Source organism: Paraburkholderia ginsengisoli NBRC 100965, from assembly GCF_000739735.1.
GTDB classification, from domain to species: domain Bacteria; phylum Pseudomonadota; class Gammaproteobacteria; order Burkholderiales; family Burkholderiaceae; genus Paraburkholderia; species Paraburkholderia ginsengisoli.
The window spans coordinates 310,344-335,121 of sequence record NZ_BBJF01000004.1; the positions used below are offsets into that span (position 1 = coordinate 310,344).

Genomic DNA, 24,778 nt, shown 5'->3' on the forward strand with positions numbered 1-24,778 from the left:
ATGGCGCGGCGCCTTCGGCAGAACGCCTACAGAATCGGTGAGAAAAGGCGCGCGACATGCAGCAGCACACGCCGCAGCGCGCTTGCCTGGCGATACTCGTTGCGATCGATTTCGAGCGACTCGGCGAAATCGTTCAGCAGCATCGTTTCGACTTCCTGCGCGAAGCCGCGATCCACGGTCAGCACCATGATCTCGAAGTTCAGCCGGAACGAGCGGTTGTCGAGATTGGCGCTGCCGATCGCGGCCGCCACGCTGTCGATCAGGATGACCTTCTGATGCAGAAAACCCGGTTGATAGCGGAAGATGCGGATACCCGCGCGCAGCGAGTCGTACGCATACAGCTTCGACGCGGCGAACACCACGCGGTGATCGCGCCGGCACGGAATCAGGATGCGCACGTCGACGCCGCGCAGCACGGCGAGCCGTAACGCCGCGAACACCGCTTCGTCGGGCACGAGGTAGGGCGTGGTGATCCAGATCCGCTCGCGCGCCGCGTTGATCGCCTCTACGAAAAAGAGCGAACAGGTCTCCTGTTTGTCGGCCGGGCCGCTCGGCACGACGAGGCAGTGCATGCCCTGGCTATCGGGCGAGTCGCCCGGCGTCGGGGCCGGCATGTCGAACTCGGGCAATTGCTGCGTGGCCCAGTGCCAGTCCTCGGTGAAGACGAACTGAATGCTCGCGACCGCCGGGCCGCGCACCTCGATATGCGTATCGCGCCACGGCGACAACGGCGGCTTGCCGCCGAGATATTCGACGCCCACGTTATGGCCGCCGACAAACGCGCATTCGCCATCCACCGCGACGATCTTGCGGTGATTGCGGAAGTTCAGTTGCAGGCGGTTGACGAAGCGGCGATTGGTGGCGAACGGATGCGTCTCCACGCCGCCCGCGCGCAGCGCCGCCACGTAGCGGTGCGGCAGATCGAAGCTGCCGATGCTGTCGTACAGGAAGTAGACGCGCACGCCCTGGCTAGCCTTGGCGATCAGCGCGTCCTTGAGCATCTCGCCGAGCGCATCGTCGCGCACGATGAAGAACTGCACGATCACGTAGTGACGCGCGCCTTCGATCGCTTCGAAGATGGCCTTGAAGGTGGCCGCGCCGTTCACCAGCGTGCGCACGGAATTGCCCGGCAGGAACGGCATGCCGCCGAGGCGCGTGAGCGAATGCACGAACCTGAAGCCGAGCTGCTGTGTCGGCAGTCCCGCCGACGAAGCCTGCGTGTCCCATTCCGGCGGATGCGCGCGCGTGCGCAGTAGTTCATTTTCGACGCGGCGCGCGTCCGCATAACCGGCGAACTTGCTGCGGCCGAGGAACAGGTAGGGCACCAGCGTGAGATATGGCATCGCGACCAGCGACACGGCCCACGCGATCGCGCCTTGCGACGTACGGGTGTTGAGAATCGCGTGGCACGCGGCGATCACGCCGAGGATGTGGGCGAGGGCGACCAGCGGGCCGACGTGAAGCAGGTCGAATTGCATAAGCTCGCTAAGGGTTGGCGAAGCGCTGCGGCGTTACCCGCAGCGCACCTGCGCCACCAGCCGGGAGAACCTCAGACCGGCAGATCCGCCGCCTGAATCAGGAACACGTTGTCGTCGCCGGCACTGGTGGACATCCACACCAGATCGAGACCGCCGAACGCCGCTTCGACGTGCGCGCGCTCGTTGCCGATCTCGACCACCAGCACGCCATCTTCGGTCAGCCAGTTGCGCGCGTCGGCGATGATCCGGCGCACGATGTCCATGCCGTCCGCGCCGCCCGCGAGCGCCATGTTCGGCTCATGCTTGTACTCGGCGGGCAGCTCCTGCATCGATGCCGCGTTCACGTACGGCGGATTGCTGATGATCACGTCGTAGCGGCGCTCGGCGAGCGGCGCGTACAGATCGCCTTCGAACAGCGCGATGCGGTCGTCGAGCTTGTAGTCGGTGACGTTGCGCGTCGCGACTTCGAGGGCGGGCGCCGACAGATCCACCGCGTCGATGTCCGCATTCGGGAACGCGTGCGCCGCGAGAATCGCGAGGCACCCGGAGCCGGTGCACAACTCCAGCACGGCGCTCACCTGTTCGGGATCTTCCACGTACGGCTGCAGACCGTCCTGCAGCAATTCGCCGATGAACGAACGCGGCACGATCACACGTTCGTCGACGTGGAAGCGGAAGCCGTGCATCCACGCTTCCTGCGTGATGTACGCGGCCGGCACGCGTTCGGCGGCGCGGCGCTCGATCACGTTCAGGACCGCGTCGATTTCGGCCGCGCTCAACCGCGCGTCGAGAAACGGCTCCAGCAGGTCCAAAGGCAGATGCAGCGTGTGCAGGACCAGATAGGCGGCTTCGTCGTAGGCGTTGGCGGAGCCGTGACCGAACGACAGCTCGGCCTGATTGAAGCGCGACACCGCGAAACGCAGCAGGTCGCGAACAGTGGAAAACGGGAGCGTCATCGCAAATAGTCCTTGGGTCAGGCGATCAGTTGTTCGAGCACGCGGCGATACACGTTCTTCAGCGGCTCGATGTGTGCGACTTCGATATGTTCGTCGATCTTGTGGATGCTGGCGTTCAGCGGGCCGAATTCGATCACCTGCTCGCAGATGCGCGCGATGAAGCGGCCGTCCGACGTGCCGCCGGTGGTCGACAGTTCGGTCGTGACGCCGGTTTCGTCCTTGATCGCCTTCGCGAGCGCGTTCGACAGATCGCCGCGCGGCGTCAGGAACGGCAGCCCGCTCACGTTCCATTGCAGATCGTATTCGAGGCCGTGCCTGTCGAGGATCGCATGCACGCGCGCCTGCAAACCTTCGACCGTGCTCGCCGTCGAGAAGCGGAAGTTGAACATCACGTCCGCGTGGCCGGGGATCACGTTGGTCGCGCCGGTGCCGCTGTGAATGTTCGACACCTGCCACGTGGTGGGCGGGAAATATTCGTTGCCGTCGTCCCAGCGTTCGGCCACCAGCTCGGCCAGGGCGGGCGCGAGCAGATGCACCGGATTTTTCGCCAGATGCGGATACGCGATATGGCCTTGCACGCCCTTGACGATCAGCTTGCCCGACATCGAACCGCGCCGGCCGTTCTTCACCATGTCGCCGAATTGCGCGCTCGACGTCGGTTCGCCGACGATGCAGTAGTCCATGCGCTCGCCGCGTGTCTGCAACGCTTCGACCACCTTCACGGTGCCGTCGGTGGCCGGGCCTTCTTCGTCGCTCGTGATCAGGAAGGCGATCGAGCCGCGATGCGCGGGGTGCGCGGCGACGAATTCCTCGCTTGCCACCACGAAGCCGGCAATCGACGCCTTCATGTCCGCCGCGCCCCGGCCGTACAGCTTGCCGTCGCGCTGGGTCGGCTCGAACGGCGCCGAATGCCATTGTTCGAGCGGGCCGGTCGGCACCACGTCGGTGTGGCCCGCGAACGCGAGCAGCTTGCCGCCGGTGCCGTCGACGCCGCGTTTGACGGCCCACAGGTTGGTCACGCCATTCGATTCGATCGTCTCGTGCTCGAAGCCGAGCGCGGACAGACGCTCGATCAGAAGACGCTGGCAATGCTGGTCGTCGGGCGTCACGGACGCGCGCGCGATCAGTTGTTCGGTAAGGGCGAGGGTGCCGGACATGGATTCAGTACAAGCCACTTTGAAATGAAAAAATGCCGGCTGGCGGTTGGACACCGCAGCCGGCAACAGCTTTTGATGCGCGCGGCGTGGGCCGCGCTGACTGCTTACTGCTTGCTCCCGCTTACGCGAACAGCGCCGCGTATTCATCCGCGGAAAAACCGAGCGACTTCACCCGGCCGTTGACCACCAGCACCGGCCGCTTGATCACCGACGGCTTGTGAATCATCAACGCGATCGCGCCCGGCTGCGTGTCCGCGGCCGCCTTCATGTCGTCGGACAGCGCGCGCCACGTGGTGCCGCGACGGTTCAGCAACGCGTCGAGCTTGACGTCCTTCAGCCAGTCCTGCACGAGCGGCTCGGTCACGCCATGCTTCTTGAAGTCGTGAAACTCGAACTCGACGCCGTGCTCTTCCAGCCACACGCGGGCCTTCTTCACGGTGTCGCAGTTCGGGATGCCGTACACGACAGTTTTCGTGCCGCGCGCCATCAATCGCCTCGCAGCAGCTCGTTCAGGCCGACCTTCGCGCGGGTCTTCGCATCGACCTTCTTGACGATCACCGCGCAGTACAGGCTGTGCGAGCCGTCCTTCGACGGCAGGTTGCCCGCCACCACCACCGAGCCCGCCGGAATGCGGCCGTACGTGACTTCGCCGGTTTCGCGGTCGTAAATCTTGGTGCTCTGGCCGAGGTACACGCCCATCGAGATCACCGAGTTCTCTTCGACGATCACGCCTTCGACGACTTCCGAGCGCGCGCCGATGAAGCAGTTGTCTTCGATGATGACCGGATTCGCCTGCAGCGGCTCCAGCACGCCGCCGATGCCCACGCCGCCCGACAGGTGAACGTTCTTGCCGATCTGCGCGCACGAGCCGACGGTGGCCCACGTGTCGACCATCGTGCCTTCGTCGACGTAGGCGCCAATGTTGGTGTACGACGGCATCAGCACGACGTTCTTCGCGATGAACGAGCCGCGGCGCGCGATCGCGGGCGGCACCACGCGGAAGCCGCCGGCGGCGAAGTCCTCAGCCGTGTAGTTGGCGAACTTCGACGGCACCTTGTCGTAGAACTGCGAGTAGCCGCCGGCCGGCATCGGCGCGTTGTCTTCCAGGCGGAACGACAGCAGCACGGCCTTCTTCAGCCATTGATTGACGACCCAGTCGCCGTCCTTCTTTTCGGCCACGCGGAGCAGGCCCTTGTCCAGTTGCTCGATGGCGTGGGCGACGGCTTCGCGCACGTCGGCCGGAGCGGCCTTGGGCGACAGCTCGGCGCGGTTTTCCCAGGCGGTGTCGATGATCTGCTGAAGTTGTTGCGACATATGCGTGATTTTCTGAAGAGTTGAAGTCTGAAGAGGGGATGCGGTGCGTCGGGAGTTCGCTTGCGAGGCTTCGAGGTTCGGTCACCCCGATAGCCTCGCGAAACTCAACCGGCGAGCGCGCGGCAAAAATCGACGATCCGCTGCGCGCCCTCGGTGCACTCGTCGACGCCGGCGACCAGCGCGAGGCGCACGAAATTGCGGCCGGGGTTCACGCCGTGCGCGGTACGCGCGAGGAACGAACCCGGCAGAACCGTCACATTATAGTCGGCGTACAGGCGCTGGGCGAACTCGGTGTCCGAAAGGCCGGTGCGCGAGACGTCCGCCCACAGGTAGAACGCGGCGTCCGGCAGACGCACGTCGAGCACCTCGGCGAGCATCGGCGTGACGGTGGAAAACTTTTGCACATACTTCGCGCGGTTCTCGCGCACGTGCGCTTCGTCGTTCCACGCGGCGATGCTGGCGCTCTGGAACACCGTCGAGAGCGCCGCGCCGTGGTACGTGCGGTACAGCAGGAACGCCTTGAGGATCGCCGCGTCACCCGCGACGAACCCCGAGCGCATGCCCGGCACGTTCGAACGCTTGGACAGGCTCGACAGCATCACCAGCCGCTCGAAGCCGCGGCCGAGCTTGTGCGCGGCTTCCAGGCCGCCGAGCGGCGGATTGGCTTCGTCGAAATAGATTTCCGAGTAGCACTCGTCGGACGCGATCACGAAGCCGTAGCGGTCGGACAGCGCGAACAGTTCGCGCCACTCGTCGAGCGTAAGTACCGCGCCGGTCGGATTGCCGGGCGAGCACACGTACAGCAGTTGCGTGCGGGCCCAGATGTCGGCCGGCACCGCCGAGTAGTCGCACGCGAAGTTGCGCGCCGGGTCGCTATTGACGAAGTACGGCTGGGCGCCGCCGAGCAGCGCGGCGCCTTCGTAGATTTGGTAGAACGGGTTCGGACAGAGTACGATCGCAGGCTCGCTTCCGGCCGCGTTGCCCATGATACGGCTCGGGTCCAGCACGGTCTGCGCGAGCGCGAACAGCGCCTCGCGCGAGCCCGACACCGGCAGCACCTGGGTGGCCGGATCGACCGGTGGCAGGTTGTAGCGCTGAGTGACCCAGTTCGCGATCGACTCGCGCAGCGCAGGCATTCCGAGCGTGGCCGGATACGCGGCAAGGCCGCCGAGCGAAGCCACCACGGCGTCGCGGATCAGCGCGGGCGTCGGATGTTTCGGCTCGCCGATGCCGAAGCTGATGTGGGCGAGGCCGGCGGGCGGCGTGACGTCCTTGAAAAGCACGCGCAGCTTTTCGAACGGGTAGGACTGTAGGGAATCGAGTAGCGGGTTCACTGGGCGGATCGAGCCTGATCGAAGATGGGCGCAGACGGATGCTGGAAGATGCTGGGCATGCGCGCCGGCGGGGTTGCGCAACTCGCGCATGAAACGCGTGGGGCGAACCGGCCGGCAGCGGCGGCGAGCGGATGATTATAGCGTGGCGCGCATGGCGTGCGCGCCTGATGCGGCGGACAATGCGGCCGGGATCGTGAGGCGGGTGGCGTAGCGCTGGCAGGTCGCTGGCCGCCGCCCGCCGAAGAGCCGATGAGCGGTCAACAGGTGAGTCGGTCAGCGCGGCGCATCGGTACGCGTTGGCAGTCACCGCTGTGCCAACGCCGGGGGACCGCGTAGCAATCGAAAGACGGCGCGCGGACAAGTGACGGCGCTACCCGCCAGGCGGCGCAGCGAATGCGTGGCAGCGGGAACGGCGCGAACCGCGGACGGTTCGCGCAAAAACAGGCAGGAGCGGCAATGTACGCAGCAGGGCAGGAGACAGTCACAGTCGGACCACGCGGATACGAGCGCGCTGCGGGTCTGGACGGTAAGACGATGGGCAACACAGCGACAGCGGGCAACCCGGCAGGCAAGCCCACGCGCGTCGCGTCGGACAACACCGCGAGCATTGCCGCGCGTGCCGTATCGGACCACACCACGCGAACTGTATCGGACCACACCACGCGAGCTTCCCCGCAAGCCGTATCGACCGACGCCCGCCACACGCCCGCCCGGAGCCCCGCGCCATGAACCACTGGCTTCGCACGAGCTGGCCGACGCTCGCGATCATGCTGGGCGCGTCGGTGTGGGGAATGATCTGGTATCCGCTGCGCATGCTTGCCGCCCTCGGCGTCACCGGCACCGCGGCCAGCGCGCTGACGAGCGGCGGCGGCTGCCTGTTCGTGCTGCTGGTGCGCCGCCGCGCCCTCAAAACGGTGCGCTGGCACTGGCTGCTGCCCGCGCTCGCGCTGGCCGCGGGCATCACCAATCTCGGTTTTGTGTGGGGCTCGATCCACGGCCAGGTGATGCGTGTGCTGCTGCTGTTCTATCTCACCCCCGCATGGACCGCGCTGTTCGCGCACTTCATCCTGCACGAGCGGCTCACGTGGGCGGGCGCGGGTCTCGCGGCGCTGTCGCTGGCCGGCGCGATGACCATGCTGTGGTCGCCCCAGCTCGGCTTGCCGGTGCCGGGCAATCTCGCCGAATGGGCGGGGCTCGCCGGCGGTATGGGTTTCGCGATGAGTAACGTGCTGATCCTCAAGACGAGCCGCGTATTGCCTGACATGAGGCCGGAGATGCGCACCGCGACGATCTTCGGCGGCGCGGCGCTGTTCAGCGCGTGCGCGTCGCTGTTCGAAGCAATGCCCGCGCCGCCCACCGGCGCGCATCTCGGCACCGCCGCGCTGCTCGTGCTGGGCCTCGGTCTGCTGCTGGCGTCAAACAATATGCTGGTGCAGTACGGCCTCGCGCGCGTGCCGGCCAACCGCGCGTCGATCATCATGCTGTTCGAGATCGTCGTCACGGCGTTGTCCGCGTGGCTGTTCGCCGGCGAGAGCCCCGGCTCGCGCGAATGGGCCGGCGGCGTGTGCATCGTGCTGGCTTCGGCGTTGTCCAGCTGGGTGCATCGGAGCAAGGCGATCCCGCCCGATCCGGCCAGCGAAGACGCGAGCCTCGACGACGGATGCGATACAGCTCGCAACGACCATAAGGGCGGTAAGAATCGCCCACGTGCGATGGTATGATTGCCCCTCATTGGCCGGCGCATGTCTGACCGCGTGCCGTCGGCGCCCGTGTCGCGAAGGTTCGCGGGCCGCTTCGCCGAATCGGCGAACGGTTCAGGCGGCCTTCACGAGCCACTTATTTTTTCCCTTTTCAAACAGCGAAATCGCCGTGCGTCTGACCTCGATCAAACTCGCTGGCTTCAAGTCATTCGTCGATCCCACGCATTTCCAGGTTCCGGGCCAGCTGGTTGGCGTGGTGGGACCGAACGGGTGCGGCAAGTCCAACATCATCGATGCCGTGCGCTGGGTGCTCGGCGAATCGCGCGCCTCCGAGTTGCGCGGCGAGTCGATGCAGGACGTGATCTTCAATGGCTCGACCGCGCGCAAGCCGGGTAGCCGCGCCAGCGTCGAACTCGTGTTCGACAACGCCGACGGACGCGCCGCCGGCCAGTGGGGCCAGTATGCCGAAATCGCCGTAAAGCGCGTGCTCACACGCGACGGCACCTCGAGCTACTACATCAACAATTTGCCGGCGCGCCGCCGCGACATCCAGGACATCTTCCTCGGCACCGGCCTCGGGCCGCGTGCGTACGCGATCATCGGGCAGGGCATGATCGCGCGCCTGATCGAGGCGAAGCCGGAAGAGCTGCGCGTGTTTCTCGAAGAAGCCGCGGGCGTGTCGAAGTACAAGGAACGCCGTCGCGAGACCGAGAACCGTCTGCACGACACGCGTGAAAATCTGACACGGGTCGAGGACATCGTCCGCGAACTGGGCACGAATCTCGAGAAGCTCGAAGCGCAGGCCGTGGTCGCCACGCGCTACAAGGAGCTGCAGACCGACGGTGAAGAGAAGCAGCGGCTGTTGTGGCTGTTGCGCAAGAACGAAGCCGGCAGCGAGCAGGAACGCCAGCAACGCGCGATCGAACAGGCGCAGATCGACCTCGAAGCGCAGACCGCGAAGCTGCGCGAAGTCGAAGCGCAACTCGAAACGCTGCGGGTCGCGCATTACTCGGCGAGCGACGCGATGCAGGGTGCGCAAGGCGCGCTCTACGAGGCGAATGCGGAAGTCAGCCGCCTCGAAGCCGAGATCAAGTTCATCGTCGAATCGCGCAATCGCGTACAGGCGCAGATCGCCGCGCTCACCGCGCAGCGCGGGCAGTGGCAGTCGCAAGCCGAAAAGGCGCAGGGCGATATCGAGGACGCCGAAGAACAACTGGCCGTCGCTGAAGAAAAGGCCGCGCTCGCCGAAGACGAAGCCGCCGCGAAGCACGACGCTTTGCCTGCGCTCGAAGCGCGCTGGCGCGATGCGCAGACGGAGCTGAACGCGGAACGTGGCGGCATCGCGCAGACCGAGCAGGCGTTGAAGCTCGAAGCCGCGCATCAGCGCAATGCCGATCAGCAGTTGCAGCAGTTGCAGCAGCGCCACGAGCGCCTGAAGCAGGAAGCGGGCGGACTCGATGCCCCCGACGAAGCGCAGCTCGAAGACCTGCGCATGCAGCTCGCTGAGCACGAAGAGATTCTGCACGACGCGCAGGCGCGTCTCGCCGATGCGCAGGAAACGCTGCCGCGTCTGGACGGCGAACGCCGCGCCGCGCAGGAACGCGTGCAGGCCGAAAGCGCGCAGATTCATCAGCTCGACGCACGCCTCGCCGCGCTCAAGCAGTTGCAGGAAAACGTCCAGACCGAAGGCAAGATCCAGCCGTGGCTCGACAAGCACGAACTGGGCGGACTGCCACGTCTGTGGAAGAAGCTGCATGTCGAGGCCGGTTGGGAAAACGCGCTCGAAGCGGTGTTGCGCGAACGGCTCGCCGCGCTCGAAGTGTCGAATCTCGACTGGGTCAAGGCGTTCGCTACCGATGCGCCGCCGGCCAAGCTCGCGTTCTACGCGCCGCCGGCCGCCGGTCAGCCGGCTGCCGCGCCGCCGTCGTTGCGGCCGCTGCTGTCGCTGGTGCGTATCGACGACGCGGGCATCCGCGCGGTGCTGAACGACTGGCTGGGCCTCGCGTTCGTCGCCGACGATTTGCAGCAGGCGCTCGGCATGCGCTCGCAATTGCCGGAAGGCGGCTCGTTTGTCGTGAAGTCGGGTCACGTGGTGACGCGCGTCGGCGTGCAGTTGTATGCCGCCGATTCCGAGCAGGCCGGCATGCTGGCCCGTCAGCAGGAAATCGAGAACCTCGCGCGCCAGGTGCGCGCGCAGGCCCTGCTCGCCGATGAAGCGAAGGCCGCCGCGATCCGCGCGGAAGCCGCGCACACGCAAGCCGCCCAGGCGCTGACCGACGTGCGTCAGCAGGCCGAGCGCGCGACGCAGCGCGTGCACGCGTTGCAGATGGATGTGCTCAAGCTCACGCAGGCGCATGAGCGTTACACACAGCGCAGCACGCAGATTCGCGAGGAACTCGCAGAGATCACCGCGCAGATCGAAGAGCAGCGCGCGATGCGTGCGGAATCGGAGGCGAACTTCGAGCGGCACGACGGCGAGCTTGCAGAATTGCAGGCGCGTTTCGAGGATCACCAACTGGCGTTCGAAGCGCTCGACGAAGAACTGACCACCGCGCGCGGCCAGGCGCGCGACCTCGACCGCGCCGCCACCGACGCGCGCTTTGCCGCGCGCAACATGGCGAACCGCATCGACGAACTGAAGCGCAGCATCCAGGTCGCGCACGAGCAAAGCGAGCGGGTCGCGGCGTCGCTGGAAGATGCGCGCGCCGAACTCGAAACGATCAACGAGCAGACCGCGCACACCGGTTTGCAGGACGCGCTCGACATCCGTTCGGCCAAGGAAGAGGCGCTGCACGCCGCGCGTCTCGAACTGGACGACCTGACCGCCAAACTGCGCGCCGCCGACGAAACCCGTCTCACCGCCGAGCGCGCGCAGCAGCCGCTGCGCGACCGTATCAACGAATTGCAGTTAAAGGAACAGGCCGCGCGCCTGAACGGCGAGCAGTTCATCGAGCAGCTCGCGGCGGCTGGGGTCGACGAGGCTGAGCTACAGGCCAAGCTCACGCCGGATATGAAGCCGTCGTACCTGCAGGGCGAAGTCACGCGCATCAACAACGCGATCACCGCGCTCGGCCCGGTCAACATGGCCGCGCTCGACGAGTTGAAGGCGGCGACCGAACGCAAGTCGTTCCTCGACTCGCAATCGACCGATCTGAACAGCGCGATCGAAACGCTCGAAGACGCAATCCGCAAGATCGACGCGGAAACGCGCACGCTGTTGCAAGGCACTTTCGACGAAGTGAACCGTCATTTCGGCGAGCTGTTCCCGCGTCTGTTCGGCGGCGGCCAGGCGAAGCTGATCATGACCGGCGACGAGATTCTCGACGCCGGCGTACAGGTGATGGCGCAACCGCCGGGCAAGAAGAATTCGACGATTCACCTGCTGTCGGGCGGCGAAAAAGCGTTGACCGCGACCGCGCTCGTGTTCGCGATGTTCCAGCTGAATCCGGCGCCGTTCTGTCTGCTCGACGAAGTGGATGCGCCGCTCGACGACGCCAACACCGAACGTTTCGCGAACCTGGTACGGGCGATGTCGGACAAAACCCAGTTCCTGTTCATCTCGCACAACAAGATCGCGATGGAAATGGCACAACAGCTGATCGGCGTGACCATGCAGGAGCAGGGCGTGTCGCGCATCGTCGCGGTCGACATGGAAACGGCGGCGGGTTTCGCCCAGAATATCGTTTAAGTTAAAAGCCTTCGCGGGCGACCGCGGTCCGGCGCAGCGGCTTGATTGACTGGCCGCGCGACAGAGGGAGCGGACGCATCGCCGCGTAGATAGAAGAATTGCTGATGGAGCATGCATGGACGAGTTGACACTCGGTTTGATCGGCGCGGGTGCCGTGGTGGTCGGGGGCGTGGTCGTGTACAACGCGTGGCAGAGCGCGAAGGTGCGCCGCAAGATGCCGCGGCCGATGCCGGCCGAAGCCGCCGAGAGCTTCGCGCGGGACGATCAGGAGGAACAAAGCCCGTTCATCGAACCGGCCCGGCCGACTATTCGCCGCGAACCGGTGGTGGGCGCCGACACGGCGGCGGAGACGACGGAAGCGCGCGTCGAGCCGACCTTCGGCACGGGCGCCGCGCCGCTCGACACACCCGCCGATATCCAGGCCGACACCGTCACGCCGAACGGTTTCCCGGAAGCCGAGGGTGTGGCCGAGGCTGAAGGCGAAGGCGTTCAGACAGACACGGCCGACAAGTCCGATAAGGCGGACAAGTTCGCGCAGCCGGCACCGGCCGCGCGCGAGCCCGGCGAGCCGGTCGAACCGATTCTGCCCGCCGCCACGACGATCTCGTCGGCGCCGCCAGCCATCGTCGATCGGCGGATCGATTGCATCGTGCCGATTCGCCTGAACGGCCCGGTTGCCGGCGACAAGGTGATTCCGCTCGCGCAGCGTCTGCGTCGCGCCGGCAGCAAGCCGGTGCATATCGAAGGCAAGCTCGAAGGCGGCGCGTGGGAACTGTTGCAGAACGGCGCGCGCTACGAAGAACTGCGCGCGGCCGCGCAGCTCGCCAATCGCAGCGGCGCGCTCAACGAACTGGAGTTCTCGGAGTTCGTGACCGGCGTGCAGCAGTTCGCCGACGCGCTCGACGCATCGCCGGAATTCCCCGACATGGTCGAAACGGTGGCGATGGCGCGCGAGCTCGACGGCTTCGCCGCGCAGTGCGACGCACAGTTGTCGATCAACGTGCTGTCAGACGGCGCGCCGTGGTCCGCCAACTACGTGCAGGCGGTGGCGTCGCAGGACGGTTTGCTGCTCTCGCGCGACGGCACGCGTTTCGTCAAGCTCGACTCGCGGCAGAGCCCGGTGTTCATGCTGCAATTCGGCGACACCAACTTCCTGCGTGACGACCTCACGTACAAGGGCGGCCAGATGATCACGCTGGTGCTCGACGTGCCGGTCGCCGACGAAGACATCCTGCCGTTCCGCCTGATGTGCGACTACGCGAAGTCGCTCGCCGAGCGTATCGGCGGACGGGTGGTCGACGACGGCCGCCGTCCGTTGCCGGAAACCGCATTGCTCGCAATCGAGAAACAGTTGATGACGCTCTACGCGAAGCTTGAACAGGCGGGGATTCCGGCGGGCTCGCCCGCCACACGGCGCTTGTTCAGCCAGTAAATCCGTGCGTTTCTCAGCGTTTCCGACGGCCGCACGATGTGCGGCCGTCGTCGTTTGGACGGTGCATCGGCGACGTTGGGCATGGCGAGTTCGCGGGCCGCAACGCGTCGCGCGCGAGTTCGCCGGGGCCCGCCGGTGCCTGCGCAAAAGCAGGCGGCAGTCAGCTCGCAGGGAGCCGAAAACAACCCCGACATCCCGCCCAACTGGCCGATGTAAAGGGGCACGCTTCCTGCGATAATCCAATGTCCGAATTTCAACAAGAACCATCCGACAGCATGGCCAGAACCCCCGTCTCCTCCCCCGCACCCAGCGCTCCGGCCGAGCGCGCCGTTTGGCTGCGCGCGGAACTCGAACGCGCGAACTACGCGTACTACGTGCTCGATCAGCCGGACCTGCCCGACGCGGAGTACGACAAGCTGTTCAAGGAACTGGAGCGTATCGAGGCCGAGCATCCGGACCTGATCGTGCCGGACTCGCCGACCCAGCGCGTGGGCGGCGAAGCGGCGAGCGGCTTCGAGCAGGTCGTGCACGACCTGCCCATGCTGTCGCTGAACAACGGTTTCGCGGACGAGGACATCGTCGCGTTCGACAAACGCGTCGGCGATGCGCTCGGCAAGAACGCGAGCGAGCCGCCGGTGCCGGTCGATTACGCGGCCGAGTTGAAGTTCGATGGCCTCGCAATCTCGCTGCGTTACGCCGACGGCGTGTTCGTGCAGGCGTCCACTCGCGGCGACGGCACCACCGGCGAGAACGTCACGGAAAATGTCCGCACGATCCGCTCCATTCCGCTCAAGCTCAAAGGCAAACGCGTGCCGCGTGTGCTCGACGTGCGCGGCGAAGTGCTGATGTTCAAGCGCGACTTCGAACGTCTGAACGAACGTCAGCGCGCGGCCGAACAGCGCGAATTCGCCAATCCGCGCAACGCGGCGGCGGGCAGTTTGCGGCAGCTCGATTCCAAGATCACCGCACAGCGGCCGCTGTCGTTTTTCGCGTATGGCATCGGTGTGCTCGATGGCATCGAGATGCCGGCCACGCATAGCGAACTGCTCGACTGGTACAAGGAACTCGGCTTGCCGGTGAACGGCGAACGGGCGGTGGTGCAGGGCGCCGAAGGCTTGCTGGGCTTTTTCCACGCGGTCGGCGAGAAGCGCGAGTCGCTGCCGTACGACATCGACGGCGTGGTCTACAAGGTCAACCGGCGCGACGAGCAGGACGCGCTCGGCTTCGTGTCGCGCGCGCCGCGCTTTGCGCTCGCGCACAAGTTCCCCGCGCAGGAAGCGCTGACGAAGCTCGTCGCGATCGACGTGCAGGTCGGCCGCACCGGCGCGATCACGCCGGTCGCGCGGCTGGAGCCGGTGTTCGTCGGCGGCGCGACGGTCACCAATGCCACGCTGCACAACGAAGACGAAGTGCGTCGCAAGGACATCCGCATCGGCGACACGGTGATCGTGCGGCGTGCCGGCGACGTGATTCCCGAAGTGGTGAGCGCGCTGCTCGACCGCCGTCCGGACGACGCCCGCGAGTTCGTGATGCCGACGCAGTGCCCGGTGTGCGGCTCGAACATCGAACGGCTGCCCGACGAGGCGATTGCGCGCTGTACCGGCGGGCTGTTTTGCCCGGCGCAGCGCAAGCAGGCGCTATGGCACTTCGCGCAGCGGCGCGCGCTCGACATCGACGGACTCGGCGAGAAGATCATCGACCAGCTGGTCGAGCAGAATCTGGTGCGCACGCCGGCCGATCTGTTCAACCTCGGCTTCGCGACGCTCGCCGAACTGGACCGCTTCGCGGAAAAGTCCGCGCAGAACCTGCTCGACTCGCTCGAAAAGGCCAAGCACACCACGCTCGCGCGTTTCATCTACGCGCTCGGGATTCGCCACGTGGGTGAGTCGACCGCGAAAGACCTGGCGAAGCATTTCGGTTCGCTCGATCCGATCATGGACGCGTCGGTCGACGCGCTGCTGGAAGTCAACGACGTGGGGCCGGTGGTCGCCGAGGCGATCCATCAGTTCTTCGCCGAAGAACACAACCGTACGGTGATCGAGCAACTGCGCGCGCCGGGCAAGGTCACGTGGCCGGAAGGGCCGCCCGCGCCGAAAGCGCCGCAGGGTGTGCTGGCCGGCAAGACCGTGGTGCTGACCGGCACGTTGCCGAACCTGTCGCGCGAAGCGGCGAAGGAAATGCTCGAAGCGGCGGGCGCGAAAGTGGCGGGGTCCGTGTCGAAGAAAACGGACTATGTGGTGGAGGGGGCCGACGCGGGCAGCAAATTGGCGAAGGCCGAGGAACTCGGCATCCCCGTACTCGACGAAGATGGTATGCATAAGCTCCTGGAGGGGCAGTCATGATTCGCGAAATTCTCAAGATGGGCGATCCGCGCCTGCTGCGCATTGCCGATCCGGTCGATCACTTCGACACGCCTGAACTGCATGAACTCGTCAAAGACATGTTCGAGACCATGCACGACGCGAACGGTGCGGGCCTTGCCGCACCGCAGATCGGCGTCAACCTGCAGGTGGTGATCTTCGGCTTCGGCAAGAACGAGCGCTATCCGGATGCGCCACCCGTGCCGGAAACGGTGCTGATCAATCCGACCATCACGCCGGTTTCGCTCGATATGGAAGAGGGCTGGGAAGGGTGTCTGTCGGTGCCGGGGCTGCGCGGGGCGGTGAGCCGTTTTTCGATGATCAAGTATCACGGCTTCGATCAGTACGGCAAACCGATCGATCGGGTGGCAGAGGGTTTTCACGCGCGCGTCGTGCAGCACGAGTGCGACCACCTGATCGGCAAGCTATATCCGATGCGGATCAACGATTTCGCGAAGTTCGGCTTCACCGAGGTGCTGTTCCCGGACATGGACCCGAATAGCGACGATTGACGCTGTGGCGATGTGCGTGGCGCGGGTCGAGCGCGCAACGCTTTAACCGCGCCGATCTTTGAGGCAACAAAAAACCCACGCATCTGCGTGGGTTTTTTGTTGGGGCGTACGCCTTATCCGTAGCTGGATGGGCGCTTGCGGCATCGTCAGAACTGCTCGTCCGCCGACAGATAGCGCCATTGGCCCGGCGGCAGCGCGCCCAGCATCACGCGACCCATCCGCACCCGCTTCAGGCCGATCACTTCGAGGCCGACCAGTTCGCACATCCGGCGAATCTGGCGCTTCTTGCCTTCGCGCAGCACGAAGCGTAACTGCTCGCCGTTCTGCCATTCCACTTGCGCCGGTTTCAGCGGCACGTCGTCGAGCGACAGGCCGTGGCGCAGCAGTTCGAGGCTTTCGGGCGGGAAGTGGCTTTCGACGTCGACGGTGTGCTCGCCAAAGGCCACGCGCACCAGGTATTCCTTGTCGATCTCCGAATGGCCGCCGATCAACTGCTTGGCGACGCGGCCGTCCTGCGTCAATACCAGCAGGCCCGTCGAGTCGATGTCCAACCGGCCGGCCGGCGCAAGCTGGCGCAGATGCGCGACCGAGAAACGGATTTCCGAATGGTCGCCTTCCCAGCGATTTTCCGGCGTGACCAGCGTGATGGCCGGCTGATAGCCGTCCTCCGCCTGGCCGGAGACCAGACCGACCGGCTTGTGAATCAACACCGTCACCTGGCTCGCCTGCGCGGCTTCGGCTGCCGGGTCAATCTCGATGCGCTGATCCGGACGAACCTTGGTGCCGAGCGTGTCGACGCGTTCGCCGTCCACCAGCACCCAGCCTTTTTCGATCCACTCGTCGGCTTCGCGACGCGAGCACAGGCCGAGTTCGGACATCAGCTTGGACAGACGCAGCATACCCGGCGCGTCTTCGTAATCGCGACGCGGGGTGCGCGGCGTGGCATCGGCATCGCGCTCGGCATCGCGGCGTTCGGCGCGGGCCGTCGATGCAGGGCCGCGCGGCTTGTCGGCGCGGGCGGGACGGTCGTCGCCAAAGCGGCGCGGCGCGGACGGCAGGTTTTTGTCGAAGCCGCGGGCCGGGCGTTCGCTGCGCTCACCGTCGCGTGACGGGCGGGCGGCAAATTCACGCCTGGCCGGCGCGCGCTCGCCCCGGTCGCCACGGTCGTCACGCGGGGCGTGTGCCGGACGGTCCGAGCGATCGGCGTAGCCGCTTTTCACCGGTTTTGCGAAGCTGCGTTCGCCGCGTTCGGACGCGCCGCGTTCGCCTTCGAAACGGCGCGGCGCGCTGTCGCTGCGCGGGCCGCGCTCGCCGCCACGGCGCTCTTGCGGCGCGCCGCGGTCGCTGCCGAAACGGGGACGATTGGAGGCGTCGCGTTCACGACGCTCCGGGCGTTCGCCACGCGCTCCGGCGTCCGACGGACGGCCGGCGCCCGGACGCGCACCGCTGAACGGACGGCGTTCGCCGTCGTCGCGGCGCGGCGGGCGGTCGCCGACACTGCGCGGGGTGCGTTCGCTGCGATCGCCCGCACCTTCCGGGCGGCGGGGGGCACGGTCGCCACGATCGCCTGCACCTTCGAAGCGACGGGGTGTGCGCTCACCGCGATCACCGGCACCTTCAAAGCGACGGGGTGCGCGTTCGCCACGATCACCTGCACCTTCGAACCGACGCGGCGCACGTTCACCGCGATCGCCGGCACCTTCAGCGCGACGCGGAGCACGTTCACCACGATCACCCGCGCCTTCGAAGCGGCGCGGCGCACGCTCACTGCGATCACCTGCACCTTCGAACCGACGCGGAGCGCGTTCACCGCGATCGCCCGCACCTTCAGCGCGACGCGGAGCACGTTCACCACGCTCGCCGCCGCCCGCACCTTCGAACCTGCGCGGCGCACCGCCGGCCCCTTCGCGGCGTGGCGGCCGATCCGACGGCGCGCCGCGCGGTCCGCGCGGCGCGCCCGCATCCCGCTCGCGCGAAAACGATCCTTCAGCGCGCGGCGCGCGTGCGCCGCCACCCGCGGGCTTACCGCCCGCCGGCCGCTTGCCGCCGCCCGCTGCGCCAGCGCCTTCACCCCGCGCGCCGCTGAAACCCGCCGTCGACGGTTTCGGTCCCGCCGGGCGCGTCGGCTTACGCGCCGACGTGCTACCGGTACGGACAGGGGCGCGTTCGGACGAAGCCGGCCGCGGGTGCTTGGCTGTTAATTTGACTCGCATGAAATCTCACACTGCAATCGCGCGCAGCAGTTCGGTCTCGACCTGAATTTGCAGGCGGTTGTCCGACAGACCGTGCCCGTCCAGCAGGAACACGTCTTCGACGCGTTCGCCGAGCGTATTGATCCGCGCCGACGCGACGCCGACCCGGTGCTCGGCCAGCACGCGCGCGATCGAATAAAGAAGGCCTGGCCGGTCGTTCGCCGACACGGACAGGATGTAGTATTGGCCGCGCTCGTCGGCCCGAAGATCGACGCGCGGCGTAACAGGGAAGGTCCGCGACAGCCGCGACAAGCGGCCTTTCGACGGTCCCGGCAACAGGGTTCCGTGGCCCGTGAGGCGTGCGGTCAGTTCCTGCTCGACCAGATTCGCGATATCGCGATAATGCACGTCTTCTTCGGTATGCGCGACGAGGAAATTATCGAGCGCATAGCCGTGACGGGTCGTGCTGACCCGTGCATCCAGCACCGACAGGCTGTTGCGGTCGAAATACGCGCAAATGCCGGCGAACAGATCGGGCTGATCCTTCACGTACACCAGCACCTGCAGCGCCTCGCCGATCGGCGACGGGCGAGCCCGCACGATCGGTGTGGGCGTTTCGACATGGCGGTACAGCACGCGTGTTTGCCATGCGATGTCCGCCGCGTCGTGGCGCAGGAAGTAGCCGATGTCGAGCTTGTCCCACAGCGCCTTTTGCGCGCCTTCCGGCACGGTTTCGAGGCGCAGCAGCGCGAGCGCTTCCTCCTGGCGGGACTTCAGCTCCGAATGCGCGTCCGGCCGCGCGCCGCCCAGCACGGCCAGCGTTGCGCGATACAGGTCCTCGAGCAGCTTGCCTTTCCACGTGTTCCAGACTTTCGGGCTGGTGCCGCGAATGTCGGCCACGGTCAGCAGATAGAGCGCGGTCAGGCGGCGCTCGGTGCCGACCAGTTCGGCAAAGCGCTTGATGACTTCCGGGTCGCTCGTGTCCTGCTTCTGTGCGACCTGGCTCATCGTCAGATGCTGCTGCACCAGCCACACGACCAGTTCGCCGTCGTCGCCCTCGATGCCGTGGTGGCGGCAGAAGCGCCGCGCGTCGACCATGCCGAGCGTGGAGTGATCGCCGCCGCGGCCCTTGGCGATGTCGTGGAAAAGCGCGGCCACATACAGCACCCACGGCCGGTCGAAGTTGACGATCAACTGGCTGCAGAACGGATATTCGTGCGCGTGCTCGGCCACCGCGAAGCGGCGCAGATTGCGCAGCACCATCAGGATGTGCTGGTCGACGGTGTAGACGTGATACAGGTCATGCTGCATCTGTCCGACGATACGGCGGAAATTCAGCAGATAGCGCCCGAGCACGCTCGTCTGGTTCATCAGGCGCAACGCGTGCGTAATGCCGGCCGGCTGCTTCAGGATCGCCATGAAGAGGCGCCGGTTTTCCGGGTCGCGCCGCCAGTGCTGGTCCATCACGTCGCGCGCGTTGTAGATCGCGCGCAGCGTGCGCGCCGACAGGCCCTTCACGCCCGGCGTCTGCTCGTACAGCAGGAAGGCTTCGAGGATCGCGTTCGGCTCGCGCTGGAATACGTCGTCGCTGGCGATTTCAAGCATTCCCTGCTTTTCGACGAAGCGCTCCGACAGCACGCGTGTAATGCCGCTCGTGCTAGGGAAGAGCTGTGCCTCGATGTTCTGGATCAGGATCGTGGCGAGCTGCGTGACGGCCTTGGCGGACCAGTAATAGCGGCGCATCAGCTGTTCGCTCGCGCGCTTGGTGACGGTCGGCTTGTAGCCGAAGCTCTCGGCCACCGGCGTCTGCAGGTCGAACACCATGATGTCCTGACGACGCCCGGCGATCACATGCAGCCGCGCGCGCAGCGATTTCAGAAAGCTTTCGTTGCGGCGCAGTTCGCGCGCCTCGCGCTCGGTAATCAGCCCGCGCGCTTCGAGTTCGCGCCAGCTGCTGCCAAAACCGGCCGCCTGGGTGATCCACAGAATCAGCTGGAGATCGCGCAGGCCGCCCGGACTTTCCTTGATGTTGGGTTCGAGCGCGTACGGCGTGTCCTGAAACTTGGCGTGACGCTGGCGCATTTCCAGCACTTTCGCCTGAAAGAACGCCTTCGGGTCGAGCGCCGCGCGGTAGCGGACCGCGAAGTCGTCAAACAGCGCCGCGCTGCCCGTGATGCGCCGCGCTTCCAGCAGCGAGGTGCGCACGGTGACGTCGTTGGCGGCTTCCTCGATGCATTGCGACACGCTGCGCACGCTGCTGCCGAGTTCCAGCCCGAGATCCCACGCGAGGCTGATGAAGCGCTCGATGCGCGCTTCCAGATGGTCGAGCGGCGCGTCGGGCAGCAACACCAGAATGTCGATGTCGGAGTGCGGCGCCAGTTCGCCCCGCCCATAGCCGCCGACAGCCAGCAGCGCCAGTTCGTCGGGCAATTCGCAGGTGTCCCAGGCGGCGCGCAGCGAGTCGTCCGTGGCGCGCGCGAGGGCGGCCATCAACGCATCGACGTTGGTGGCCGTTTTGAAGCGTTCCAGCAACTGGGCTTTGGCCACTTTGTAGTCCGCCTTTAGCGACGTGGCATGGGATTGGGCGACGACTGGAACACTACTCATTGGCAGGGTGGGCGGTAAGGTCGAAAGTCGGTCAGGCCGTAGTGGCCGCGACGACCGGCGGCCGCGCCGGCGTGAGCGCGGACACGGTCAGCACGTCGTAGCCGGTTTCCGTGACGAGCACGGTGTGCTCCCACTGCGCCGACAGGCTGCGGTCCTTGGTCTTGACGGTCCACTGATCAGGCATGGTGCGGATGTCGCGACGGCCGGCGTTGATCATCGGCTCGATCGTGAAGATCATGCCGGCCTGCAGTTCGAGGCCGGTGCCGGGACGGCCGTAGTGCAGAATCTGCGGGTCTTCGTGGAACACCGTGCCGATGCCGTGGCCGCAATACTCGCGCACCACGCTGTAGCCCTGGCTTTCAGCATGCTTCTGGATCGCGTAGCCGATGTCGCCCAGATGCGCGCCGGGGCGGACCTGGTCGATGCCGAGCCACATGCATTCGAAGGTGGTCTGAACGAGGCGCTTCGCGAGAATCGACCCTTCGCCGACGATGAACATGCGGCTCGTGTCGCCGAAATAGCCTTCCTTGATGACGGTGACGTCGATGTTCAGCGCGTCGCCGTTTTTCAGCGTCTTGTCGCCGGGGATGCCGTGGCAGATCACGTCGTTGACGGAAATGCAGGTGGCTTTCGGGTAGGGCGGGTAGCCGGGCGGCTGATAATTCAGCGGCGCCGGGACCGTGCCCTGTTCCTTCAGCATGTATTCGTGGCACAGACGGTCGAGTTCGCCGGTCGTGACGCCGGCCTTGACGAAAGGCGTGATGTAGTCGAGCACTTCGCTCGCGAGCCTGCAGGCGACGCGCATCTGCGCGATATCGTGTTCGTTTTTGAGCGTAATAGCCATGAGTCGGGCCTGAAAATGCAAAATATGGCGGGATTATCGCACCATATTCCGGCCGTCGCAGGCTTTTGCGGCGGGGCTTGCGCGTTTTGCCGGCGCTCGCGGGTGCAACCCGCCGCGGCAAACCGGAGCTACCGGGGCAGGTTGAGTCAGCCGATAGTCGCGTGCTATAATCTTTGGCTAGGTCGATCTATGTCCTCTTTCATTGCCCGTATGGATGTCTCATAGGGAGGCGGGTGGCAGGAAAGGCTTCTCATAACGCCGGTTGCCTGCGCTATGAGGTAAGGCGGTACCCAGGCAGCAAACTCGCAAGCCGGCGCACCCAGGGTGTCCGTCGCGTTCCAGCCAAAGAAGGCGGGCGCGGCCGATACGGCAGCCGGCTTAAGACCCAACCCTCGCGGAGATTTTCATGGCAGTTACCATGCGTCAAATGCTGGAAGCCGGTGTCCACTTCGGTCACCAAACGCGCTTCTGGAACCCGAAGATGGCCCCCTTCATTTTCGGTCATCGCAACAAGATTCACATCATCAACCTCGAAAAGACGCTGCCGATGTACAACGACGCGCTGAAGTACGCGCGTCAACTGGCAGCGAATCGCGGCACGATCCTGTTCGTCGGCACGAAGCGTCAATCGCGCGACACGATCGCTGAAGAAGCGCAACGCGCTGGCATGCCGTTCGTCAACGCACGCTGGCTCGGCGGCATGCTGACCAACTTCAAGACGCTGAAGGTTTCGATCAAGCGCCTGAAGGACATGGAAGCGGCGCTGGAAGCAGGCGAAACCGAACGCATGAGCAAGAAGGAAGCGCTGCTGTTCGAACGCGAAATGGCCAAGCTGCAGAAGTCGATCGGCGGCGTGAAGGACATGGGCGGCATTCCGGACGCGATCTTCGTGGTCGACGTCGGCTACCACAAGATTGCCGTCACCGAAGCGAACAAGCTCGGCATTCCGGTCATCGCAGTGGTCGACACGAACCACTCGCCGGAAGGCATCGACTACGTGATCCCGGGTAACGACGACGCATCGAAGGCTGTCGCTCTGTACACGGCTGGCGTGGCGGACGCGATCCTCGAAGGCCGTGCGAACGCGGTCAACGAAGTGGTGCAGGCTGCACGTGGCGACAACGGCGACGAGTTCGTCGAGGTCAACTCGGAAGCGTAAAGCTGCCCCGTGTCCGGCAAAAAAGGGGGCTTTCTACAGGCCCCCTTTTTTTAAGTCGCGACATTGTAGTAGGGCGCTGCAGGCGGTGCCCAACACGTTGTCCGTAAAAAATACGCGGCAACGCTGAAACGAATTCTTGCCGCCGGTATCGAAGTGCGGGCGGCGTGTGACAGACGGAACTCAAGGAGCAAATGATGGCGGCAATTACCGCAAGCATGGTTGCAGAACTGCGCGCAAAGACCGACGCGCCGATGATGGAATGCAAGAAGGCGCTGACGGAAGCCGACGGCGACATGGCGCGCGCTGAAGAGCTGCTGCGCGTGAAGCTGGGCAACAAGGCCAGCAAGGCAGCGTCGCGCGTGACGGCTGAAGGCGTGGTCGCATCGTTTATCGGCGGCAACGCGGGTTCGCTGGTCGAGCTGAACTGCGAAACCGACTTCGTTTCGAAGAACGACGACTTCCTGGCTTTCTCGAAGAAGATCGCCGAACTGGTCGCTGCACAAAATCCGGCTGACGTCGCTGCTCTGTCGGCGCTGCCGCTGGACGGCTCGACGGTCGACGCAGTGCGCCTCGCGCTGGTCGGCAAGATCGGTGAAAACCTGTCGATCCGCCGCTTCGTGCGCTTCGACACGGCTAACAAGCTGGCAGCGTACCTGCACGGCACGCGTATCGGCGTGCTGGTCGAGTACGCCGGCGCGGACGAGCAGGTCGGCAAGGACGTGGCGATGCACATCGCTGCAATGAAGCCGGTTTCGCTGTCGTCGGACGACGTGCCGGAGGACCTGATTGCCAAGGAACGCAGCATCGCTGAACAGAAGGCCGCCGAATCGGGCAAGCCGGCTGAAATCGTCGCCAAGATGGTCGACGGCAGCGTGCAGAAGTATCTGAAGGAAGTGTCGCTGCTGAACCAGACGTTCGTTAAGAACGACAAGCAGACGATCGAACAGATGCTGAAGGCTGGCAACGCGAGCGTGCAGAAGTTCGCGCTGTTCGTGGTCGGCGAAGGCATCGAGAAGAAGCAGGACGACTTCGCAGCAGAAGTGGCCGCGCAAGTCGCTGCTGCAAAGCAACAATAAGTCTCACCCAAGCTTCACGTAGTACTGTTGGACCCGCGGCGGAGCAAGACTTTGCCGCGGTCGGCAGCGCCGCAAGGCTGCGCGCGGGTTGACCCTCGCGGCGCAGCCGTCGGCGGACCTTGGGGTCCGTCAATTTGGCGGTGCTTGCCCGAATCAGCGTTTCACCCCTACATTAGTCCCTTGTTGTTGCCCTGTTCTGCGCGATCTGGATACCCCTATGCCCACTGCCTACAAACGCGTCCTGCTCAAACTCTCCGGTGAAGCTCTGATGGGCGACGATGCCTTCGGCATCAATCGCGCGACCATCGAACGAATGGTGGCGGACGTGGCCGAAGTGGTCCGTCTCGGAACGCAGCTGGCCGTGGTGATCGGCGGTGGCAATATCTTCCGTGGCGTCGCGGGCGGCGCGGCCGGTATGGATCGCGCCACGGCCGACTACATGGGCATGCTGGCCACGATGATGAACGCGCTGGCGCTGCAGGACGCGATGCGCCACGCGGGTATCGAAGCGCGCGTGCAATCGGCGCTACGCATGGACCAGGTGGTCGAGCCGTACATCCGGCCCCGCGCGATTCGCCAGCTCGAAGAAGGCAAAGTCGTGATTTTCGCGGCCGGCACCGGCAACCCGTTCTTCACGACCGACACGGCCGCCGCGCTGCGCGGCTCGGAAATCGGTGCGGAAGTCGTGCTGAAGGCAACCAAGGTGGACGGCGTTTATTCGGCCGATCCCAAGAAAGATCCGAGCGCGACCCGCTACACCACGATCAGCTTCGACGAGGCGATCGGCCGCAATCTGCAGGTGATGGACGCGACTGCGTTCGCGCTGTGCCGCGACCAGAAGCTGCCGATCCGCGTTTTTTCGATCGTCAAGCCGGGCGCGCTCAAGCGCATCGTACAAGGCGAGGACGAAGGTACGCTCGTCCACGTGTAAACTCTCGTTCACATAACGTGGGCTTTAACGCGGGTCCA

17 protein-coding genes are annotated in these 24,778 nt (G+C 65.6%); 8 read left to right on the forward strand and 9 right to left on the reverse strand.

Annotated elements, in window-relative coordinates:
- Positions 1–26: 26 nt before the first annotated feature.
- The 6 genes from cls to dapC all read right to left on the reverse strand — a co-directional run bounded on the left by cls (position 27) and on the right by dapC (position 6,239).
- Entirely contained in the window at positions 27–1,478 is a 1,452-nt protein-coding gene (cls, locus tag BGI01S_RS05505) for a cardiolipin synthase (RefSeq protein WP_042323089.1), read from the reverse strand.
- Positions 1,479–1,549: 71 nt separating this feature from the next.
- Positions 1,550–2,434 carry a 50S ribosomal protein L3 N(5)-glutamine methyltransferase gene (gene prmB, locus BGI01S_RS05510; RefSeq protein WP_042323090.1) on the reverse strand — a complete coding sequence of 295 codons (885 nt, stop codon included), beginning with the start codon at positions 2,432–2,434 and terminating at the stop codon, positions 1,550–1,552.
- A 17-nt stretch (positions 2,435–2,451) separates the two neighbouring features.
- Complete coding sequence (dapE, locus tag BGI01S_RS05515; RefSeq protein ID WP_042323092.1) at positions 2,452–3,591, reverse strand: succinyl-diaminopimelate desuccinylase; 1,140 nt, start codon at positions 3,589–3,591, stop codon at positions 2,452–2,454.
- Between the two features lie 121 nt (positions 3,592–3,712).
- On the reverse strand, positions 3,713–4,078 hold the full coding sequence (locus tag BGI01S_RS05520) for an ArsC family reductase (protein ID WP_042323094.1): 366 nt from the start codon (positions 4,076–4,078) through the stop codon (positions 3,713–3,715).
- Entirely contained in the window at positions 4,078–4,905 is an 828-nt protein-coding gene (dapD, locus tag BGI01S_RS05525; protein WP_042323096.1) for a 2,3,4,5-tetrahydropyridine-2,6-dicarboxylate N-succinyltransferase, read from the reverse strand. Before dapD ends, BGI01S_RS05520 begins: the two co-directional genes overlap by 1 nt.
- A 104-nt stretch (positions 4,906–5,009) precedes the next feature.
- Positions 5,010–6,239 (reverse strand): succinyldiaminopimelate transaminase, encoded by a 1,230-nt coding sequence (gene dapC / locus BGI01S_RS05530; RefSeq protein ID WP_042323098.1) that lies wholly within the window; start codon positions 6,237–6,239, stop codon positions 5,010–5,012.
- A gap of 725 nt (positions 6,240–6,964) precedes the next feature.
- Between dapC and BGI01S_RS05535 the strand changes: the two genes are divergently transcribed.
- The 5 genes from BGI01S_RS05535 to def all read left to right on the forward strand — a co-directional run bounded on the left by BGI01S_RS05535 (position 6,965) and on the right by def (position 15,931).
- Entirely contained in the window at positions 6,965–7,960 is a 996-nt protein-coding gene (locus tag BGI01S_RS05535; RefSeq protein ID WP_042323100.1) for a DMT family transporter, read from the forward strand.
- Between the two features lie 148 nt (positions 7,961–8,108).
- The gene (smc, locus tag BGI01S_RS05540) at positions 8,109–11,627 is read left to right on the forward strand and encodes a chromosome segregation protein SMC (RefSeq protein ID WP_042323102.1); all 3,519 of its coding nucleotides are present in this window, start codon (positions 8,109–8,111) and stop codon (positions 11,625–11,627) included.
- Between the two features lie 115 nt (positions 11,628–11,742).
- Positions 11,743–13,059 carry a cell division protein ZipA C-terminal FtsZ-binding domain-containing protein gene (locus BGI01S_RS05545; RefSeq protein WP_042323104.1) on the forward strand — a complete coding sequence of 439 codons (1,317 nt, stop codon included), beginning with the start codon at positions 11,743–11,745 and terminating at the stop codon, positions 13,057–13,059.
- Between the two features lie 275 nt (positions 13,060–13,334).
- Positions 13,335–15,401: an NAD-dependent DNA ligase LigA gene (ligA, locus tag BGI01S_RS05550; RefSeq protein ID WP_042324429.1), complete on the forward strand. Its 2,067-nt coding sequence runs from the start codon at positions 13,335–13,337 to the stop codon at positions 15,399–15,401.
- Positions 15,398–15,931: a peptide deformylase gene (def, locus tag BGI01S_RS05555; protein ID WP_042323105.1), complete on the forward strand. Its 534-nt coding sequence runs from the start codon at positions 15,398–15,400 to the stop codon at positions 15,929–15,931. The genes ligA and def overlap by 4 nt, the downstream gene beginning before the upstream one ends.
- 146 nt (positions 15,932–16,077) lie before the next feature.
- Here def and BGI01S_RS29410 read toward each other — a convergent pair whose 3' ends face one another.
- The 3 genes from BGI01S_RS29410 to map are packed head-to-tail and all read right to left on the reverse strand — an operon-like array spanning position 16,078 to position 21,574.
- Entirely contained in the window at positions 16,078–18,144 is a 2,067-nt protein-coding gene (locus BGI01S_RS29410) for a pseudouridine synthase (protein ID WP_084585282.1), read from the reverse strand.
- A 6-nt stretch (positions 18,145–18,150) separates the two neighbouring features.
- Positions 18,151–20,730: a [protein-PII] uridylyltransferase gene (locus BGI01S_RS05570; RefSeq protein WP_042323110.1), complete on the reverse strand. Its 2,580-nt coding sequence runs from the start codon at positions 20,728–20,730 to the stop codon at positions 18,151–18,153.
- A 31-nt stretch (positions 20,731–20,761) separates the two neighbouring features.
- Positions 20,762–21,574, reverse strand: a complete 813-nt coding sequence (gene map / locus BGI01S_RS05575; protein ID WP_042323112.1) for a type I methionyl aminopeptidase — start codon at positions 21,572–21,574, stop codon at positions 20,762–20,764.
- A 406-nt stretch (positions 21,575–21,980) separates the two neighbouring features.
- On the opposite strand from map, the gene rpsB reads away from it, so the two are divergent.
- From rpsB to pyrH, 3 genes are all read left to right on the forward strand, one after another.
- Positions 21,981–22,733, forward strand: a complete 753-nt coding sequence (gene rpsB, locus BGI01S_RS05580; RefSeq protein ID WP_042323115.1) for a 30S ribosomal protein S2 — start codon at positions 21,981–21,983, stop codon at positions 22,731–22,733.
- Positions 22,734–22,927: 194 nt separating this feature from the next.
- Positions 22,928–23,809: a translation elongation factor Ts gene (gene tsf / locus BGI01S_RS05585; RefSeq protein ID WP_042323117.1), complete on the forward strand. Its 882-nt coding sequence runs from the start codon at positions 22,928–22,930 to the stop codon at positions 23,807–23,809.
- Between the two features lie 217 nt (positions 23,810–24,026).
- Positions 24,027–24,740 carry a UMP kinase gene (gene pyrH, locus BGI01S_RS05590; protein WP_011488865.1) on the forward strand — a complete coding sequence of 238 codons (714 nt, stop codon included), beginning with the start codon at positions 24,027–24,029 and terminating at the stop codon, positions 24,738–24,740.
- Positions 24,741–24,778: the final 38 nt, after the last annotated feature.